Raw genomic sequence first — 19,953 nt, forward strand, 5'->3', positions numbered from 1 at the left:
TCATGAATTTATTGTGTTAGAATTAGCAAGCTCCTGTAATCATGGTTTCCGATGCTTTATACTCTGTTGTCAATCAAGCCGCTTCTGTAGACCTATTGTCCGGTACAGACATCAATGAGCTTGAGGCCGAACGAATCAAGCGGATCGTATCGGCAGAAATTCAAAAATGCAAATTGAATACCCTTAACCAGTCCGCTGCCTGCATGGACATGCTTCCGACCGTCACGATCCTCACGGATCTGAGCAACACCGTTTTTCATTTTCTGATCGGGTTAGGACGCTTGAAAAGTTACAGCCGATTTCCGGTTTCACGCAGCCTATGTCTTTGGTTGATCGCTGAACTGGAGCAATGTATCGTTTTTTTTAGCGATACTATAGATGGGCGTGGAGAATACCGGCTGTCAGAATACACGTTTACTGCAAAAAAAATGGACCTGAAGCTGGCTTTTAAACGCCTGGAACCCGAGCTGCAGGCAAGCGGCACTGCCAACGCCTTAAGCGCCTTGATCTTTAAGGTATTGAAAGACGCTATATTTAGCAACAATCGGCTCACGGATGGCGCGGTCAAACAGCTCCAGAGCGCGATCTCTCAATTCCGTCCGTTTTTTCTGGAAGGGGAGGAGGCCCTGTTGGATTTTGTTGTATTGTTCAATTTTTCCGACCGGCTGATTTACACCTATTGGACACGTTATCTGGAACGGGAACTTGATACTTTCGAGGACTTGAATGACCGGCAAACCTATCTGCTCTCGCAGCGCAGGCGCCTGGAAAATCTGTTATTGAAAACGGGAAGAAAAGATCCCGTCAATACGCGTTCCCTCGGCGGTAGCCTCTTGAAGTACGTGGAAGAGCAATACCGGTTCCTGAATGATAACCTGAAGCTACGTATGAAATATCATACCCTGCTGAATGCGCAATCCAGCCATAAACGGTTCCTGATAGGTTTGCCTGTTGCTCAATATGCGCTGTTTATCAGGTTGCAGATGGAATCCGGGATCCTGAATAAAGACCATGTCGGCGCGATATTCTCTTTTTTCTCGGATCATTTTTATACGGTGAACGCCAAATTCATTTCAGCCGAAAGTTTACAAAAAAAATCCACAGACGTTGAATTTTCTACCGCACAAAAGATCAAAGGTCAGCTGATCGGCATGATCAACTGGTTGAATAAACATTATAACCTGTCCAATTTCAATTGATGTCCGGAGAACGTTTTTCAATGCTGTAGCTGTTGTCATGCCATGCAGCTGCTATAAAATCGCTTTTGCAAAGCAAGAGACTTGTTGTATGAACTGCGGTAGGTTTTGCCAATGGCAATAAATCATCAGCGTGCGCAGTGACGCAGGCGCTTGGTTCGTGGTGTAACAGATGTAGCCTCCAACTCCGCTCTTTGACGATTGATGATCAAAGTTTTTTACCACGGCAGTGATTACGGTCTTATCCGCCATTTCACTCACAATGTACTTATACAACCGCAAAGTATTGGAGTTACGGCTGCTTGATGAATGAGCACTCCGGTTTTATCCGTAATTTCGCCAGGATGGAAAATGCTTTGCTGGAACTGGCGCGCGCGTATATCGATTCGACGAATACCCTGGTGTTTTTGACCGGCAAAGCGGGGACGGGAAAGACGACATTTCTCAGGGAGGTCAGGCGATCTTCAACGAAAAAGCTTGCGGTCATCGCACCAACCGGCGTGGCAGCGATCAATGCAGGGGGAATGACGATACATTCCCTGTTCCAGTTGCCTTTTGGACCGTTACTTCCAAACCAGGCCGACGGCCCCGAAGCTAAGTACAATCCGGAAAAGCGGGAATTATTGCAAAGCCTGGAACTACTGATCATCGACGAGATCAGTATGGTGCGGCCCGATGTCCTCGACCAGATCGACCGGATACTCCGGAATATCAAAGGAAACCGGTTTGCTTTCGGCGGCGTGCAACTGCTAATGATCGGTGACCTGGCACAGCTAAGTCCGATCATCCGGGAGGATGAATGGCTTGTACTCCGCCCTTTTTACACAACGCCCTATTTTTTTAGCAGCCGGGTACTTCAAAACAATGCCTATGTCCGAATTGAATTGGATAAGGTTTATCGGCAAAGCGATCCGGTATTCGTGGGTATCCTGAATGCCATGCGGGATCAGGAAGTCGGTACCGCGGAACTCGAAGCGTTAAACGCACGCTACATTCCGGATTTTGTTTCAAAGTCAGACGAGCCGTATATCACGCTTAGTACCCATAACCGGATCGTACAGCAATTGAATGCTGAGCGACTTGAAGCGCTGCAAGGAGAGGAGTCGACCTATAAGGCTGCGATTAAAGGCGAATTTCCTGCAGATGCGTTTCCAACCGACACTATCCTCAGACTAAAGGTCGGCGCACAGGTCATGTTCGTTAAGAATGATAGTTCGCCCGAAAAAAGATATTACAATGGCAAGATCGGCAGGGTGACCCGGTTAGAGAACGACACGGTATATGTGCTTACACCAGACGGGCAGGAACTGGCGGTGCAGGCACTCGAATGGACCAACGTTAAGTACCAAATGAGCGGTGATGAGGTTAGCGAAGACAATGCGGGCAGTTTCGCACAGATCCCGCTTAAACACGCCTGGGCGATCACCATTCATAAAAGCCAGGGCCTCACCTTCGACAGGGCGATCATAGATGTCAGCGAAGCGTTCACGCATGGTCAGGCTTATGTGGCATTAAGCCGTTGCCGCTCACTCGAAGGACTGGTGCTGCGCAACCCGGTATCCTCACGAAACGTGATCTCAGATCCGGCCGTTAGGCGGTTTAATGAACAAGCGAAGCGTTATCAGCCGGATCAACAGACGCTCGAGCGGCATCGCGAGGCCTATCGGGTGTTCCTTCTGAGCGAGCTCTTTAACTTCAGCGCTTTCAGGGAACATTTACAAAAGTTTGAACATTTACTTCCTAATGCTGATGCAGAGTTATTAGTGGTCGCTGAAAAGATGGTAAAAGCATTGGCTAACTATTCTGACGAACGCATTCGCAAGGCGGCAAGCTACTTTAGGGAAAAACTGGAAGGTGCCACCAATTCTTTGTATCCGGCACTTAGTGACTTCGTCGGCACTTCAAAGGAACTGGCCGCGCGTGCTGACCAGCTTTTACAATGGATCGTCGATCGAAGCAGTCTGCTGGAAAACTTCCAAACAAATGTTTTTAGTGTAGAGGCCTTCCAGGAAAGCCAGCGCAAAAAGGTTAGACTGAGTAATTCCTTACTGAAAAAGCTGAATGCCAAACCGAACGAAGAATTGTTTGAACAGCTCTTGGAATGGCGGGATCGGACCGCACAAAGCGAAAATATACTTTCAAGCATGTTGTTCACGGAACAGACACTGGCTGCGGTGGCTGCAAAGCTGCCGCAAACATTGAAAAACCTAAGCGGCATAAAAGGGATAGGTCCGGAGAAAACAAACCGCTATGGTCGTGAAATCTTAACCTTGGTCAGGGCGTACGCGCATCAGAAAGGTGGTGGCGAAGAGCAGGTCACATTGTTTTAAATGTCATTGATATTACATGAGCTGCACATTGTTTACTTTTTAATCGCGAAAACTATTCCCATGACATTTCGATATGATCTTTATGTTAACTTTAGATCGAGCAGCTAAAGAATATGTGCTGAGCAAGACGTAAAAATAACATCGACAGGGTCAGGCCGGCTGTAGTAGCCGAGGACTGTAATTTAAAAGTGATGTCTCGCAAACGGAAAATATTTACAGGTTGCATTGGCAGATATCAGTAGTACTTCGATAAATAAAGGGGAGAATCATGAAAAAGTGATCGGACAGGCAAATCGACCTTAACGGGGGCACCATATACGCAAAAGTCGTCGGCTACGCTTAGTTCATTTCTAGAAATTATTAATGGATTTCATCATACATTCTAACAGGCCGAACGAATTGTCGTCTGAAGGGTTTATGATAAAGATTTACCACATGGCTTTAGAGCAAATCAACACTAAAGACTTTCAGTATGTTCCTAAATGTTAGATACCAGTGGAAAATATGTTGCCGGTAACTTATCGATCATCAACTAAATTCATCAGCCAAACGTCAATGGAAAATACAATTGAGAAACAACAAGCAACCACTAATTCTGAGGAGCAGCTCCGATCTTCGCTAAACTTTACCAATTCACCAATTGATAAATTAGCCGTACTGATCATTGAGGTGCTGGGGAGTATGACCTTTTTGATCAGTTGTATGGTCATGCTCACTGGGTGGATCTGCTGGAATGTTAAGCTGATACCCGGTTTAAAACCCTTTGACCCTTTTCCTTTTCCGACTTTGGAAATGGCCGTATCTATCTTCGCGATCATCCTGAGCATATCTGTTTTGATCAATCAAAACCGGCAGGGGCGCATCGAAAAGATCAGGCAGCAAGTTGAATTCGAGATTAATGTAAGAGCCGAACATGAAATTACCCGCCTGTTAGAGCTTGTTCACGAAATACATCAAAAAATGGGCTTAAGCACGGTCTCAGATCAGGAACTTGAAAGCATGAAGCAAAGAACCGATCTGGAAGAAATCAAGCGAACTGTCGATCAGTTGCAGTCAGATGCAGCGGCTGATCATGCTGAATGACGATATGCTGCTGGTCATGCGTGGTAAGACGGGACATCGATCAGGCAGGCCTATCCTTTTGTCTGCTCATTGCAGCGTATAATTAAGCCTTCTTTTGGGATCGGATCATGTCAATCATCAGCTTATTACGGTAATGAAATCCGGTTTAGCTTGTTTTTTTCCAAACTGGTCTCAGCTTGGAATTAAAAAAATTGGATGCAAATGACTCAAAACGAATGATGCTTATTTGACCGAGGAACTAAGGGGTTTAACAAAGTCGGGAGATCCCCCTCTCCCGACTGTAACACAATAAGGCCTTGCGCCTCTAAAATGAAAAGATACCGCTGTTCATTTTTATATGTGATATTTCAAGTAAGTATTTCAATGCTCAGCGGTCAAGCGTCCAACAATAACGCAGACATTTCAAACACCTGTACCGCTTGACCGGCAACCAAAAGAAAAATATTTTCATCACCTGATTGCGTTTGACCCTGCTCAAGTCTGTCTGCTTAGCGCCGCAATGACAGGCTCTTTTAACTGGTTTCAAAGTGTTCATCAGCGTTATCAACATAGATTTTTGCTTGGCTAAGCAAATTTAAGCAGAGAAGGGGAACTGAAAATGCTTAGTTTCCACTTGGATTATTTGGATACACAGTTGGTATAAGTAAGTTTCTAAGGCTTCACAAACAGCCAGCGGTTTTTTGAGAGGTTTAGGAGTCAGGATGTCCGCTGATCAGCTATTAAAGCGTTTTAAAAAATGCTCTTTTCTCGATCTGGCAAGGTTGAGGGCCTCGCCGTTTTCCATGATGATCACATTGTCACCGTGAACTACCCTGGATATTTTGGAAAGGTTGATCAGAAATGAATGATGCACGCGCTCAAAGCCGTAAGGGCACAATTTATTCTGCACGATCCTTAATGGTTTAGAAAACAATAGCCGCTTGCCATTGGTCAGCAAAATGTTGGTATACGAGCCTTCAGCAACGCAGTAGATGATCTCGTCAGGTGATAGGTAATCAATCCCGGTCCTGTTTGGAAAAGGAATCTTGCAAACGGATTTAGCTTGGTCAGCGGTCAACGTATTTCCATCTCTTCGGATTTTACCTGAATGATCATTCAAAGCTAACCTGCGTTTGACTCTGCCGATCGCCTCACGGAGATCTTCACTGTCAACCGGTTTTAGCAGATAATCGATCGCCTGTACCCTGAACGCCTGCGTAGCGAAATTTTCATAGGCTGTAGTGAAAATTACCTCAAAATCCAATGGCTTTGACAGCTGTTCCAACATCTCAAACCCATTCATATTTGGCATTTGGATATCCAGAAAAACGACTTCCGGCCGAATTTCAGCGATCATTTTCAATCCATGTTCGCCTGAATTGCAACTCCCTGTTAGAGCAACGTCCGGACAAAACATGGTCAGGTCGTGCTTCAAAGCGCTGACGCATTGCGGTTCATCATCAATGATTATGGCGCGGATCATAATAAGGGTGTAAATGTTAATATAACAGCGGTACCCAGACTTTTATCGTGCAAATCTTTTTTGTCCTGTACGGACATCTGCAAATGCCAGCTTCTGTTCGTTTGGTTAAAATAATAGATCCTGTCTTCGACCAGTTGCATACCCCGCGACTGATGTTCAGCGAAACGCTTTGAGCGGATCTGACCGGAGGCTGCTCTGCCTACGCCGTTATCATCGATAACGCACTTGACCACGCCATTTTCAACCCTCTCGAATGACAGCTTTACAGCGCCTCCTTTTTCAAGGGGCAGTACGCCATGCCATATGGCATTCTCAACCAGTGGCTGCAGCAGTAACGGCGGAATAGTGATCTTTAAATCGTCCAAAGCGAAATCTGTATGAATTTCATAATGTAATCTTTCGCCAAAGCGCAGACCTTCCATTTTTAAGTATAACCTGCAAGTCTGTAATTCATCATTCAGGCTGAGCTCCTGCGGTGAATTATTCAATTGGGCTCTGATCAGTTTAGAAAAAGCCGTAAGGTAAACGACGGCATCCTGGTTTTTCGATTCCTGTATGAGGGCTTTGATCGAATTTAAACAATTGAAAATGAAATGCGGGTTCATCTGTGCCCGAAGTGCTTGTTCTTCCAATGCTGCAAGTTTACTTGCGAAACGGTGCTTTTGTGCTTCCTGACGTCTCACATTTGCTACGCGGTAAGATAAAAGGGCGTAAATGACAGCCACAAGGGAAAACGCGCACAGTGTTTTGAACCACCAGGTCATCCAGAAAGGCGGCGTAATGCTTACGGGCAGATATTTGATATTGGTGCTCCAAGTTCCGCCGGAATTTGCTGCCTGTACTTTAAAAACATAATCGCCGGGGGCTAAACCGGTATAGGTAGCCATATTTTTTGCTCCGGCGTTAATCCATGTCCTGTCAAGTCCTATTAGCTGATAACGGTAGGTGATTTTTTCCGGTATGTTGTACTCAAGAGCGGAAAATTCGAAGGTTAGAAAATTTTGGCGATAATCAAGTGTCAGTTTGCTCACTGCATTGATGTCCGTTTGAAGCAGTCCGGTCTTACTGCCGTAATTTGCATCAAGGTTACTGACAGTCAGCCCGGTGAGTACCACCGGCGTGTTGAAGTTGTCCGACGCGAGATCGGATGGCTTGAAAATGGTATAACCGTCCGTACCGCCAAAAGCGAGTTCTTGTCCAGGTAGTTTAAAAAAATGAAAGCGATTGAATTCATCAACAGGAAGGCCGTCCACCGTAGAATAGCTCTTGATAGCGCCGTTTGAAGTGTTGTAAGAGAAAATCCCTTTATTGGTACTGCACCACAAAAGGCCTGATTGTTCCAGTATGGCGTAGATGGTGTTATTAGGTAAACCATCAACCGTTGTAAACCATCGGTAGCTAAAGTTGCGTTTGTTTAATCTTAGTAAACCACTACCTTGCGTACCTGCCCAAAGAAAATCGCTGTTATTTGGGTCATTGATCAGCACCGTCAGGCCGGAAACCGGAATATCCTGGAACCAATGCAGGATATTTTTTTGGAGATCGTACCGGAGCAATCCTTCGGAGGTCGCAGCAAAAAAGACCGATTCGCCGTCCATGACCATATTGTTGATCTCGGTTACCTCGTTACGCTTTGCCCAACCTAGCGTCGTGACAACGTTAGCTGTATGATTTAAGGTGTCTAAACGCAACAAATTACACCTGTGGTCTAATGCCCACAAGCTGCCCCTCGGGCTGACGGCTAATGCATTGATACGGTAATGAATGGTGTTATGATGATCAGCATAGCTCCATTGCGGAACAGTCATTTTACCGTTGCTGAAATGGAGTAAGTGAGGTCTTTGGGTTGTGTCAGCGCCGCCTTTTGCGATCCACATATCACTCTTGCCGTTCTCCGCCCACCGAAAAAAATAAGGATTGAGATTTTTTAGAAAAAATGAATCGATAGCGATATTATCCCGGTTAAGTTTTTTGATCAGGTCTGTCGCAAAATTTTCTCGGTAGGCAAGACCGGTAAACCTGGGTATGCGCAGATCTATTTGCCGTAGATTATAGCCATTCGTCCCAATCCATAGCACACCCGAACGATCAACCAGCATGCTGGTTGCGACCTCCCTTTTTGTTCTCGGCTCGTTCCAATCATGAAGTTCGTCGTTGACATCAAGATCGAATAAATGAACGTCGTATCCCAAAACGATAGAACCGTCCAGTCTTTGGGCAAGGATGGGTACCGTATATATCCGCAGCGGAGGAAGGGTTTTTGTCACAAATTTCCCCGTAGCTGATTTGTAGATGATTAATCGCTCCTGATCGATAATAACGATATCACCGTTTGGCCTGATCACTGGGGAATTGTCTTTCCAGCGGCGCAACGGGTCGAAAAGGTGCGGATGAACAAAACGATAAGGTATTAATTTCGTGAAATGGTCAGGCCCGTTCATGCTAACAATAGCCTGATCCGTAATCAGCAAGGCCTTGCCATTCTGAACAGCAATACCGGTAACCGGTCCGGTTGTTGTCCCGGTGATTTTGGCTAATCGGTCCTGGTCGATTAAATCGATCTCTTTATGTTGCCCATCGATACAAAAAACGCCGCCCGTCAGGTTAAGCATCCAGTATCTTCCCTTTGCATCCTGGACGGAACGGTCAATATTCCTGATTTTTCCGATGATTGATCCCAGGTAGCTTTCATGATCAGTATGGCTGATCTTTTGGGTGATCGTGTTTAGCAGATCTATATCACCGCTTTCATATCTGATCCAAAGCAGTTGAGAACGATCAAGCCAGATACCTGTGATCACATTTGATGCAAGGCTTGCCTTCTGGTTCGCCAGATGCCTGAAGACCTTAAATTGCCTACCGTCAAAGCGGGAGAGACCGTCACGTGTCGCAATCCAAATAAAACCTGCCTTGTCTTGGGTCAGGCCACTGATAAAAGACTGCGGAAGACCGTTAGAGACAGTCAGCCTCGATTTTTCAAACCCCATTTTTTGTGCAACGGCGCTTCCCGTAAATAAACCGCAGATAAGGCCTAATAGAAGAATCGAACGGTGCATAAGCAAAGATAGGTATTGCGCTTATGCTTATCGCCATCTTCATATGCAATATATGAACTGAAACCGACCAATCATGTATTAAACGGTGTCAGGCTTTCCAATCAAAGATTAACAATGATCGCAGCAATCAATTCGGAGTACAAATAAAACCAATTTTTAAACTGAACTATACCAAATGCAATAGCCTGATTGAAGATATATGCCTACTTTAAGTCATTGGTAACGTTGCTATGGCAATAAATTGGTAATGATCGCTGTGTAACGACAGCTTTCCATGATGTAGATGAATGATGGCCCGCGAAAGCCACAAGCCCAGGCCTGTACTTTTTGGCAGGCCGGAATTTGTATAGAATGCAGTACCGAGCTTGGCCACATCTACAGCGGTTTCTACAGTGTCGTTTGTAAAGATGATTTCGACCTTTTCGTCATCTATCTTGAGGTCCACGCGGATGCTTCCCCCTATAGGCGTATAGTACAGCGCATTTTGTAAGAGATTTTGCCATACCATATCCAGTTTTTCTGCATCGCCGCGGATAAAATAGGTAGCGGCATGCTTATCAAAATGCAAAGTCGGTCTAAGCTGTTTTTGAAGGAGCAACCCTTTGTTGCGTTCGAAAATACGCAACAGTTGCTCGCTGAGATCTACTTGCGTCAAATGTGATTTGAATTGGCCATACTGAATCTGGCTGGTTGCCAGAAATTGACTTACGATATCCTGAAGCCTTTTGATCTCCTGCAACTGGCTCAAAAGCAGCTGATGATGATCGGCAGCCGTCGGCTGTGTAAGATGGTACTCGGTCTGTGCCTGAAGTACCGCCAGGGGAGTTTTCAATTCATGTGAGGCTGCCGCAAAAAAAGCGGTTTGTTGCTGCTGTTCCTGTTTGATCCGAGCCAGCATCGCATTGAAAGTCTCACCGAGTTCCTGTAGTTCGTCCTCAGTCTGACTGACGGGTACGCGCTGGGTCAAATTGCTGAGGTCAATGCGTTTTGCTCCGTTGATAAGGGCTCTGATGGGTCCAAGCAACCATCCTGCAACCCAATAGCTGATAGCAGCGCTTAAAAATACACTCAATAAGGTGCTAGCGATCATCAGCCAGCGCAGGTAATTCAGCTTTTGATGCAGGTACTGGTTGGACACACCGAAAAGCAATTCAATCGTATTGTCTGCGTAATCTGTACGTTTGACATACACCACACGCAGGCCTAAGGTATCTGATACACCTGATCGATACGGCGGGACCACCTGTTGAATCAAACCTGGCGTATGGAACAAGGTCACCCTTTCTTTTCGGTGATCATGATAAAACGTTTGTATCGCTTCTCCACTATCCGGTAGCGCGATCAGCGTAGGATTGAATTCGGTTCTGCTTAAAATGGCGTTTGCCCTGCTGAACAGGTACCTGTTATAATTGCTCTTTAACAGGTCACTGAAAAAGTGGTAGGTGTATTGGCTGAACAGAACGCTCACTAGCGCGAACAGCACGCTAAAAGCTAGCGCAATCCTGAATCGTAATCCTTTATAGAAACGTAAACTCATCCTTGTAAAGATCAGGTCGATTTTAAGGTATACCCCCGGTTCACCACGGTTTGAATGTGTTGATGCGCAAAACCTTCGTTCAACTTTTTTCTTAGCTGATACAGGTGTACCTCAATCACGTTACTTCCCGGATCAAAGGTCATGTTCCAGATTTTTTCCAGCAGATAGCTTTTACTTAATACCTGATCCGCCTGGGTTGCCAATAATTCTAACAGTAAAAATTCCCGGTTGCTCAGTTCAATATTTTTGCCAGCTCTTTTCACCGTTCGTTTATGCACATCAATTTCGAGGTCCAGTAAGGTAAGCCGGCTATTTCCTGCAGCCAGCTTCTGCCGCTGCCACACCCGGACACGGGCCAGCAGCTCCGACATCTCAAAAGGTTTTTTCAGATAATCGTTAGCACCCAAGTCCAGCCCTGTGACAACATGTTCTGTATTGCTTAACGCGCTGATGATGGTTACCGGGACCTGATTATTGAAATTTCGGAGGTTTTTTAACACCTCAAAGCCGTTTTGTGAGGGCAGCATCAGATCAAGGATGACCAGATCATAAGCATTGATCATCGCACATGCTAAACCTGAGGTTCCGTCTGCTTGGTGATCTACCACAAACCCTGCTTCCGTGAGGGCCTTTTTGATAAACTCGGCTAGTTTCAATTCATCTTCAATCAACAGTATCTTCATTGTAGCAATTTGTGAATTTAAAGAAGTCCTCCGGCCTTAAGCGACATCGGGTGTTGTCGACCAAGACCGGAGTACCTGCACGTTGTTATCTTACTAAATAGGCCTGGCCGCCTAAGGCGATGGTTTGCGCTTTGAAGAAGTTCAGGTTCTCGCTGTACACCACTCCAGGGCGTTTGGGTTCGGCAAAACCGCTTACCGTCACTTTTTCACCGGTTTTGAGCTGGGCAGCGAGCTGCTGACCGACATGCGGTGGGAAATTGATGACCTCACCGGACGACAATACGAAACCATTGATGTCTTTATTCGGGTTGTATCGTAACGACTGTATTGTTGCATTTAAAACCCGTTGCTGCGGCGTTGACAATTCCCTGGGCGCTTGAGGAGGGTTGTCTGTGATCAAACGACCATTTACCTCCGCATTCACCAGTTGGAACTCCTGTTTGTTTTCAGGAGTGGTGCGGTAAAATCCGGTCACCTTTAACGGCTCGCCTGTTTGTTTACCCTTGATGAGCTGCTCACCCAAGTGGGGTGGAAATTTAACCAGCACTTCGCCGTTAGAAGTTTTGAGAAAAAATGCACTGTACTCGGCCCGGTCGTTTGCCACGGGCTTTACGAAACTGCCACTCAAAGCTGACAATTTCTGCAGCTCCATCGCTGGCGTCGGAACATCTTCTTTACCCGGACGGCGGGGAGGACGTGGCGGTTTGGGACGGTCTTTTAATTCGGCTGCGGCTTTTCCGGTTGATGGACCATCAGGCAACGCAGCAGTCTGGGCGTGCAGTACACCAGGTGCGGCTGCAAGAGCAGCGGCAACCCACATTTTAAATAATGGACAATTTTTCATTTGCTTTTTCTTTTATACTCCAAAATTGCGCTGCCAGGCTGAAAGGAAGCTGAAAATGAAATTAATTTTTCTTCATAATGTTGCCCATTATGCTGTTGTTTTCGGTCATCAATCCTATTTTCTGCACCTTTTCCAGTAGTTGTCGATCCTTTTTAAGAAGACCGCGTCCATGGGTATATTTTAAGGTCAAACCATTTTGTAACAAAAAAGTTATCAAATAAACACAGCGACGTTTTAAACGTGTCAACTAGGCAGTATGCAAAACACAAACCAGTTTTGGCTTTATCCCATTATCATTGCAGCAGGTCTTCTACAGGCCTGGGGCCCGCCCATGAATGGTGCACTACAGAAGTCGTTAAGCAATCCCTGGCTGGCCAGCGTTGTATCCTTTCTTCCCGTGATTTCGGTACTGGGCTGCGTGTTTTTATGCATGCCGAGGCCTATGCCTACAGGAGCGGGCTTGACGTCAATGCCCTGGTGGGCGCCATTAGGCGGATTGATTGGTGCAGTCGCTGTCGTGGTTGGTTTGATGTTTGTCAACAAGGTAGGAGCAGGGACACTGGCGGGGTTGACGATTTCAGCCAATTTGATCATGTCGTTATTTATTGACAAGTATGGCTGGTTTGGCGTGGAAGTTCATGCACTTAGTTGGGGTCGGATAGGCGGATGCCTCCTGATGATTACAGGTGTCTATTTGATATCCAAGTTCTAACACTTTCAGGGTTGAAGAAAATCGTGCAATTAAAGAGGTCAGCGTTGCAATCCCATCCAGTGGCTAAAGAACCCCATCACCACAAGCTTAACACTCCTTTACTCTTGATTTTTTGACATCAGGCCATGCAGTAGTCGGATTTGCAGTCGGACCAGGGAGACAGCGTCCCGAATCATATTGAAACTGTAGCGTTTTAACTAAATGAATCGTATTGCGTAGGATAACCTAATGTAATCATGATTAAAACAAAGCTATTTTTGAGAACGTCCATTATCGTAGCATTCTCAACGGCAGTAATCATAGGCTTTTTTCTGGTCAAACACTGCGAAGCAGTATCGATGAGCGCGCTTTTATGGATATTGGGCCTCTGTGTTTTCTTTCTGGCACTTCTATCAGGTTTTTTGTTCGCGTGTGATTTTTGGCGTTTGGACAGGAAGAAAAAGCACCATAGATGGGGATGAGGCTGTGGTCCGTTAAACTTGTATATCCGCGCGTCATTATTTGCTATTTCATCAAGCACCACAATAGAGACCGCCCAAAAGGGAAAATGTGCTCGGCAGCACGATATTTACTGAACAAATGCTGGCTGCGGTGGCAGCAAAATTGCCGCAAACACTCAAAAAACCTCAGCGGCATCAAAGGGATAGGTCCGGAGAAAACGAACCGCTACGGCGCAGCGATACTGACCATGATAAGATCTTACGAACATCAAAAGGGCGGTAATGATGAGCAAGTCACCTTGATTTGAGCCCCTGTGGACTATTTGAAGATAACCTTTTAAAAAAATGATCGGGGAATAGTTGTTTGGATAAGTTTCAGGGTTCTATCAAATAATACGGCGATAGGTTAAATATTACCATCAATCCCGAACAGGCAGGGCGTTTGAGCTGAATTGTTCCAATGATCTTAGCCCTTAAATTGCGCTCATCCCTTGGCTGCCGCGTTCCTGTACTTTATCTTTCAGGTCTTAAAGATATTGTGTTGCTTTGATCAATATAAGTTTAATGCGGAGGAATGCTCAAATATCGCTATACTGGAAATGCCAGCTGTTCGGCTGGTCAGCGGCGTCTTTGTACTGGGCTACTCAGGGAATACTGAATGGGCATTACATTCTATGGATAGGATTATTACAATTCTTGTCTGATGTTGCATTGTACATCCTGATGACACACCTTTACCACCGGTTTTCACTGCGGCATAAATGGCAAACGCTGAAGCTAAAACCGTTGATCATCAGGCTGGTTCCTGCGCTGCTTATATTGAGTCTCCTGTATGTAGTGGTCACCATATCCAAGATATACTGTTTTCGTTTGTTGCTTCCAGTTTACCATCCGGTAACCATCCATGATCTTTTAAGTGCCAACTGGTTGCCGATGTGGATGGCGGGCATAAGGCTAATGGCTATCTGGTTATTGGCTCACCATTTATATTATTACGGAAAGCGGGATTTAAACTTAGTTCAGGAGAACGCGCGGCTGGCCCTCGCGGCAAAAGAAGCGGAAATAAAGCTTGCGCTCATTACTAAAGACAGCCAAATGGATGCGTTACAGGCCCAACTCAACCCTCATTTCTTGTTTAACGCACTCAATACGATCAAAGCACTGGTTGTCGATGATCCTACTTCGGCCAGACGTGCTATCGACCTAATGTCTGATCTGTTACGATCCTCGCTTTATAACGGCGGAATGTCCTTGCATACCTTAGACGACGAGATCAGTTTGATAACAGATTACCTGGAGTTGGAGACGCTACGGTTAGAGGAACGCCTTCAGGTAGAAATCAACTGCCCAAATGAACTTTCAGGCACAACCATATTGCGTTATAGTATACAGGTTTTGGTCGAGAACGCAGTGAAGCATGGTATCAGCAATCAGCGTTCGGGTGGTTTACTTCGGGTTGGGATCAGCAAAGTTGATGACCAGATACGAATGATGGTTGAGAATCCAGGCACGCTGTCATCAACGAACGCTCAGGGGCTGGGTTTAAAAAACCTCAATGAGCGGTTATACTTACACTACCAGGGTAAAGCGAGGTTCCATATTAATGAAATCACCGGAACGGTAATCGCATCTATTTTTATTCCGACGGTATGAAGCAAATAAGGGTGGTAATCATAGATGACGAACGTAGCGGGAGGAGCGAACTCCGGCGGCTGGCTACTCGGTATCCTGACCTCGAGATCGTGGGCGAAGCCCGGGACGCGGAGGAAGCGCGGGAAACCCTGGCCAGGTTAATGCCGGACCTGATCTTTTTGGATATTCAGATGCCCGGAAAGTCCGGTTTTGAACTGCTGGAATCGCTGCAAAGCGTTCCACGGGTGATCTTCGTAACGGCATTCGATCAATATGCATTAAAAGCTTTTGAGGTGAGCGCGCTTGACTACCTGCTAAAGCCGGTACGCGAAGAACGTTTCGCGAAAGCCATTGAACAAGTACGGAAGCGATTGAGCGAGAACCAGGAACCAGCTGTTTTTGTTAAAGACAAGAGCCGGTATTATTTCCTTCCCTGGAAAATTGTCCACCTGGTTGAATCGCTTGACAATTATGCAAGACTGTATTTCGGCGACAGGAATGTGCTGATCAAAAGTTCGCTAAACCGGCTGGAAAAGCAGTTAGCGGGATACGGCTTTTTCCGTGCCAACCGTGCCCAACTCATTAACAAAAATTTTATTAAAGAGATCATTGCCATATCAGGCGGTCAGGCACAGATACTACTAAGGAATAACGAACCGATAGAATTTTCTGAAAGGCAATGGATCAACTTTAAAAAGACAAACACAGATAAATAACTAGATAGTCACCTTTTCGGAAAAGTAAAAAATGAACAGAATAATCTGCCTGGCATTGCTATGCCTTTTTTTTAGCCATATGGGCAACGCACAATCTTTTAAATGGACTGCTGTAGACAGCCACGACAGATTGCAAACGGACCAAGAGATCAGGCAATTGGCCGCCAAACTGTTGAAAGCTTACACCGATGACAACCGTAAAATTTATCTCGAAAACCTTTATCGCTTACAGTTGCTGGCGGGTCAATACGCAACTGCCATCAAGACGGCAAAGCAATGGCTTCCGCATTGGCAAGCCCAAAGCCCATACAAACCAGCGGTAAGCCTTGCATTTCAACTCTACGCGCGGGCTAAACACACACAAACGGCTAATACCGGCAGTTTTGCGGCGATCTATCAGAAGGAATTTGTGGATGCAATTTGTAAGCTGGATGACCGGACTGCTTTCCGCGAGTATGGCAGTTTTTCGAGTCCCGGAGTCCTGAATAATTTAAGATCAGCATTCGAAGATCGTTTAAGTGCCGCCAATAAGACCACTATGTTAATTCCGGCTGAGGCCCTTGCACTTTGTGTTGCCTATGCTGATCTGCGCTTGGCTGAGGAAACAGGACAGATCGCACAGGAGATGATCCTTGCCGATTGCCATAGACGATATGCAGTTACCCAACAACTGGTACCCATCCCTAGCGGCATACATCTTCATGTAGTGACCATCATAAAAAAAGGACAACACCAACCAAAGCCGGTGGCGATGCAGTATACCATCTATGCCGACAGTGTGCCCGGTGTGCGACTATTCGCACCGGCGGCTTATGGTTATGCAGGCGTAGTGGTTTATAGCCGTGGGAAAGGCTTGAGCCGGGACGAGATCGTTCCTTTTGAGCATGATGGTGAGGATGCCAACCAAATCATTACCTGGATAGCCAGGCAGGGCTGGTGTAACGGCAAAGTTGGTATGTTTGGCGGCAGTTATAACGGTTTCACACAATGGGCAGCAGCCAAATACCATAACCCTGCATTAAAAACCATTGTACCCTATGTGGCAGCGATCCCCGGCCTCGGCCTGCCCATGGAAAACAATGTGTTCATCAACGCCAACTACGGCTGGGCTTTTTACACCACCAACAACCGCTACCTGGATAAACGCACCTATAATGACCCAAGCCGCTGGCAGTCATTAAACCGCAACTGGTTCAACAGCGGCGCTGCCTACGACAAGATCGATAGCATAGACGGCACCCACAATCCGTGGCTGCACCGCTGGCTGCAGCACCCGGATTACGATAGCTACTGGCAGCAGCAAGTGCCTTATCAGCAGGATTTTGCTCAGATAAACATCCCGGTGCTGACCGTGGAGGGGTATTATGATGATGGTCAGATCTCCGGCCTTCATTATTACCAGGAACACTTAAAATACAACCGCAGCGCTAACCACTATCTGGTAATTGGCCCTTATGATCATTTCGGTACGCAAAACGGTGGTGTTCCGGTACTGCGTGATTATACGGTCGATCCGATCGCGTTGATCAGTACCCCTGAGATCACTTATCAGTGGCTGGATCACGTATTGAAGGGTAAAAAGCGACCGGCTATCCTTAAGAACAAAGTGAACTACGAAGTGATGGGTGCTAATAACTGGGCGCATTCCGGTTCGATCGCCATGATGGCTGGTAAAAAGCTACGGCTATATTTGACCGATAAGGTAATTGGGAAAGATTATCAACTTTCTGCGGCGCTGCCAGCCCATCCCTTCCAACTTATCGATACCATAGACCTCTTTAACCGCAACACCTGGTACGGCGATTATTACCCATCGCCCATCATTAAAAGCGAATTAAGCCGCAGCAATGGTTTATTCTTTATATCGGTGCCATTTAACAAACCAACACAAATTAATGGCCTGTTTACCGGTGAACTGAAAGCAATTATCAATAAAGCCGATATGGACCTAACCATTGTATTTTATGAAGTAACTCCCGAGGGTAAATATTTCCAGCTGTCTTACTTTCTGGGCCGTGCAAGTTATGCCCACGATATGGCGCACCGGCAATTATTGGTGGCCGGACAAGCCACCACAATACCCTTTGAACGTACCCGCCTAATCAGCCGGCAACTTCAAAAGGGAAGCCGTTTATTGGTGGTGGTCAACACCGATAAAAATCCCTTCGCACAGGTGAACTATGGAACAGGTGGTGATGTGACTAAAGAAACCAGTAGCGATGGCAAGGCGCCGCTAGTGATCAAGTGGCTAAACGGAAGCTATGTCGATGTACCTATCAAATTTTGATTGGACATTTTATGGATGATCAATACGAATGCAACCTGTTTTTAGCGTTATGGAAAACTACCTGTCCTTTGTGTTCCTGCTTTCGCACTCACTCTTGGCAAAAAACCTGTAAAAGCTTCAACCCTAAGCAAAGCATTACAGCAGAATTGAACCGCGATAATATGACTGAACTCCTGGACGAGATGGCCATAAAGCATCCCCACTTTTATCGTTATTTGCAGAAAACCGAAATCGATCAAGAATTTGCTCCAAAATGTCTTGTTCCTGGTTGAGTAGGGTAGATGAACAGCCATACTAGAACAAGTTTACTTGTTCTATTATAAAAAGGAATTCCAAACAATATGATCAGTAAATATAGCTTTATCGTTTACTACAGATCTTTGTACTGCAGCAATTCAAACCGGTTATTAAACGGATCGAAAAAAGAAAATCTGTCCATGCCCGGAATGGCAATATCCTCTTTGATCCTGACACCCTGCTCGATCAGGTATTTTCTGCAATCAGCAAGGTTTTTTACCCGGAACGCAGGATGGTGCTTGGAATTGTTGATCTCATTCTCCACACCTATATGAAACTGAATGTCCGCTACCTCATACCATAAACCACCATTTGGGATCAATGCCTCTGGTTTAATGATCTCTTTAAATCCAAGTATTTCTGTATAAAACCGGCGTGCCTAATCTTCCGCGCCAACGGGTATACATATTTGAATATGGTCCAATCGTTCAATCACTATCATAGTTAAAGTATTTACCATCTATCGATCATACGTAAATGACAGGCGAATAATTATCGCATATCATGAGAAAGTTGTCAAGCCAAAAGCAACTCAACCGGATGTTGCACGACCCATACGTTCAATACCTGCGTGAACACCTTTTTTTATCATGTCGCTGTAACCGGACGCCGGTAAAGCGTTCAGGTGATCAGCCGCCTTATGATAATTTTCCAATGCAACCATAAATTGGCCAAGATCCTCATGGCATTTGGCGATGTTTAGAAATAATGAGGGTAAAACTTCAGTCACTGAATCATCATTGATCTCTAATGCATAGCTTAAAGCCAATTGATCCCATCCTAGTTTTTCCTCAACAGCATCTTGATGACGTGCCAGGTAATGTGCAGCAGTAAATTTTTCGACGTTATTTGCGGCCATATTCCAAGCTTTTTGAAATATAGCTTTTGCTTCGGCCGGTTTAGCTTTTCCTTCCAGTTCCATACCTTGAGCACATAATTTTACAACTGGATTATCGGGGTCAAATTTCATGGGATAAAGTATTTAATTTTATTGTGCGTTAATGATATGCATCCACTATAACTGTTAAACACATACAGTGCATATTTTCGTATAAATAAAAAACCGATCCCGGCGACATGACAAAAACAACTGCATCATTTTCCATGAATTTAGTTCAAAAGATCAGGTCAATCTATTTATTATCCGAGCATGGTGAGCGAAAGCTGCTCGATTGTTTAAGGGAACGGCATATTGAAAAAAATTCTTTCTTGTTAAGCCCTGGTCAGGTTTGTAAGCATATATGGTTTATAGAACAGGGTTTTGCCCGGTCGGTGTGTTTCAACGATACAAAAGAAGTAAGCACAGGCTTTTATATTAAAGGTGATTTTGTAACCAATTTAAACAGTTTACGAAATGGAACACCATCCGAGTATGAAATTCAGGTAACCGAACCATCCATTGTGCTGAGTTTCGAAAAGCAAACGCTCATGGGCCTTTACGAGGCATCGCATGAAATCGCACGCTTTGGAAGAGGGGTGCTGGAACAATTATTGAATGATCAGGAAGAACATGCTAACCTGTTCAAGCTAAAAACGCCGGCAGAGCGGTATTCATTCCTGTTAAAAAACCGGCCATTTTTATTTCAAAAAGCTACGCTCACCCAGATAGCCTCCTACATCGGTGTTTCCAGGGAAACCTTGAGCCGTATAAGAGGCCATGTGTAATTAATTATGTGAC

At 45.5% G+C, this 19,953-nt stretch carries 15 protein-coding genes and 1 pseudogene; 9 read left to right on the top strand and 7 right to left on the bottom strand.

Annotated elements, in window-relative coordinates; genetic code table 11:
- Positions 1-41 precede the first annotated feature (41 nt).
- From INP83_RS11625 to INP83_RS11635, 3 genes are all read left to right on the top strand, one after another.
- Complete coding sequence (locus tag INP83_RS11625) at positions 42-1,199, top strand: hypothetical protein (RefSeq protein ID WP_219124130.1); 1,158 nt, start codon at positions 42-44, stop codon at positions 1,197-1,199.
- Positions 1,200-1,501: 302 nt separating this feature from the next.
- Positions 1,502-3,526, top strand: coding sequence for an HRDC domain-containing protein (locus tag INP83_RS11630; RefSeq protein ID WP_219124131.1), 2,025 nt, complete (start codon positions 1,502-1,504; stop codon positions 3,524-3,526).
- 555 nt (positions 3,527-4,081) lie between these two features.
- Complete coding sequence (locus INP83_RS11635) at positions 4,082-4,609, top strand: DUF1003 domain-containing protein (protein ID WP_219124132.1); 528 nt, start codon at positions 4,082-4,084, stop codon at positions 4,607-4,609.
- 712 nt (positions 4,610-5,321) lie between these two features.
- Here INP83_RS11635 and INP83_RS11640 read toward each other — a convergent pair.
- From INP83_RS11640 to INP83_RS11660, 5 genes are all read right to left on the bottom strand, one after another.
- On the bottom strand, positions 5,322-6,071 hold the full coding sequence (locus tag INP83_RS11640; RefSeq protein WP_219124133.1) for a LytTR family DNA-binding domain-containing protein: 750 nt from the start codon (positions 6,069-6,071) through the stop codon (positions 5,322-5,324).
- Positions 6,068-9,127, bottom strand: a complete 3,060-nt coding sequence (locus INP83_RS11645; protein WP_219124134.1) for a sensor histidine kinase — start codon at positions 9,125-9,127, stop codon at positions 6,068-6,070. The genes INP83_RS11640 and INP83_RS11645 overlap by 4 nt, the downstream gene beginning before the upstream one ends.
- Positions 9,128-9,335: 208 nt before the next feature.
- Positions 9,336-10,664 carry a HAMP domain-containing protein gene (locus INP83_RS11650; protein ID WP_219124135.1) on the bottom strand — a complete coding sequence of 443 codons (1,329 nt, stop codon included), beginning with the start codon at positions 10,662-10,664 and terminating at the stop codon, positions 9,336-9,338.
- Between the two features lie 11 nt (positions 10,665-10,675).
- Positions 10,676-11,347: a response regulator transcription factor gene (locus INP83_RS11655; RefSeq protein ID WP_219124137.1), complete on the bottom strand. Its 672-nt coding sequence runs from the start codon at positions 11,345-11,347 to the stop codon at positions 10,676-10,678.
- A gap of 85 nt (positions 11,348-11,432) precedes the next feature.
- A complete protein-coding gene (locus INP83_RS11660) occupies positions 11,433-12,191 on the bottom strand; it encodes a hypothetical protein (protein ID WP_219124138.1) in 759 nt (252 codons plus the stop codon).
- 256 nt (positions 12,192-12,447) lie between these two features.
- Here INP83_RS11660 and INP83_RS11665 point away from each other — a divergent pair, with 256 nt between their 5' ends.
- The 5 genes from INP83_RS11665 to INP83_RS11685 all read left to right on the top strand — a co-directional run bounded on the left by INP83_RS11665 (position 12,448) and on the right by INP83_RS11685 (position 18,250).
- Positions 12,448-12,903: a DMT family transporter gene (locus INP83_RS11665; RefSeq protein ID WP_219124140.1), complete on the top strand. Its 456-nt coding sequence runs from the start codon at positions 12,448-12,450 to the stop codon at positions 12,901-12,903.
- A gap of 1,004 nt (positions 12,904-13,907) precedes the next feature.
- Positions 13,908-14,996 (top strand): sensor histidine kinase, encoded by a 1,089-nt coding sequence (locus INP83_RS11670; protein WP_219124142.1) that lies wholly within the window; start codon positions 13,908-13,910, stop codon positions 14,994-14,996.
- Complete coding sequence (locus tag INP83_RS11675) at positions 14,993-15,691, top strand: LytTR family DNA-binding domain-containing protein (RefSeq protein WP_219124144.1); 699 nt, start codon at positions 14,993-14,995, stop codon at positions 15,689-15,691. Before INP83_RS11670 ends, INP83_RS11675 begins: the two co-directional genes overlap by 4 nt.
- A gap of 31 nt (positions 15,692-15,722) precedes the next feature.
- Positions 15,723-17,978 carry a CocE/NonD family hydrolase gene (locus tag INP83_RS11680; RefSeq protein ID WP_219124146.1) on the top strand — a complete coding sequence of 752 codons (2,256 nt, stop codon included), beginning with the start codon at positions 15,723-15,725 and terminating at the stop codon, positions 17,976-17,978.
- Positions 17,979-17,989: 11 nt separating this feature from the next.
- Positions 17,990-18,250: a hypothetical protein gene (locus INP83_RS11685; protein WP_219124148.1), complete on the top strand. Its 261-nt coding sequence runs from the start codon at positions 17,990-17,992 to the stop codon at positions 18,248-18,250.
- A gap of 98 nt (positions 18,251-18,348) precedes the next feature.
- On the opposite strand, the pseudogene INP83_RS11690 reads toward INP83_RS11685, so the two are convergent.
- Positions 18,349-18,639: pseudogene (locus INP83_RS11690) on the bottom strand (hypothetical protein); the annotation flags it as partial.
- Positions 18,640-18,807: 168 nt separating this feature from the next.
- Positions 18,808-19,245 (bottom strand): hypothetical protein, encoded by a 438-nt coding sequence (locus INP83_RS11695; protein WP_219124150.1) that lies wholly within the window; start codon positions 19,243-19,245, stop codon positions 18,808-18,810.
- Between the two features lie 134 nt (positions 19,246-19,379).
- On the opposite strand from INP83_RS11695, the gene INP83_RS11700 reads away from it, so the two are divergent.
- Entirely contained in the window at positions 19,380-19,940 is a 561-nt protein-coding gene (locus tag INP83_RS11700; protein WP_219124152.1) for a Crp/Fnr family transcriptional regulator, read from the top strand.
- Positions 19,941-19,953 lie beyond the last annotated feature (13 nt).

The organism is Mucilaginibacter sp. 21P (assembly GCF_019331605.1).
In the GTDB taxonomy this organism is placed as follows: Bacteria; Bacteroidota; Bacteroidia; order Sphingobacteriales; family Sphingobacteriaceae; genus Mucilaginibacter; species Mucilaginibacter achroorhodeus.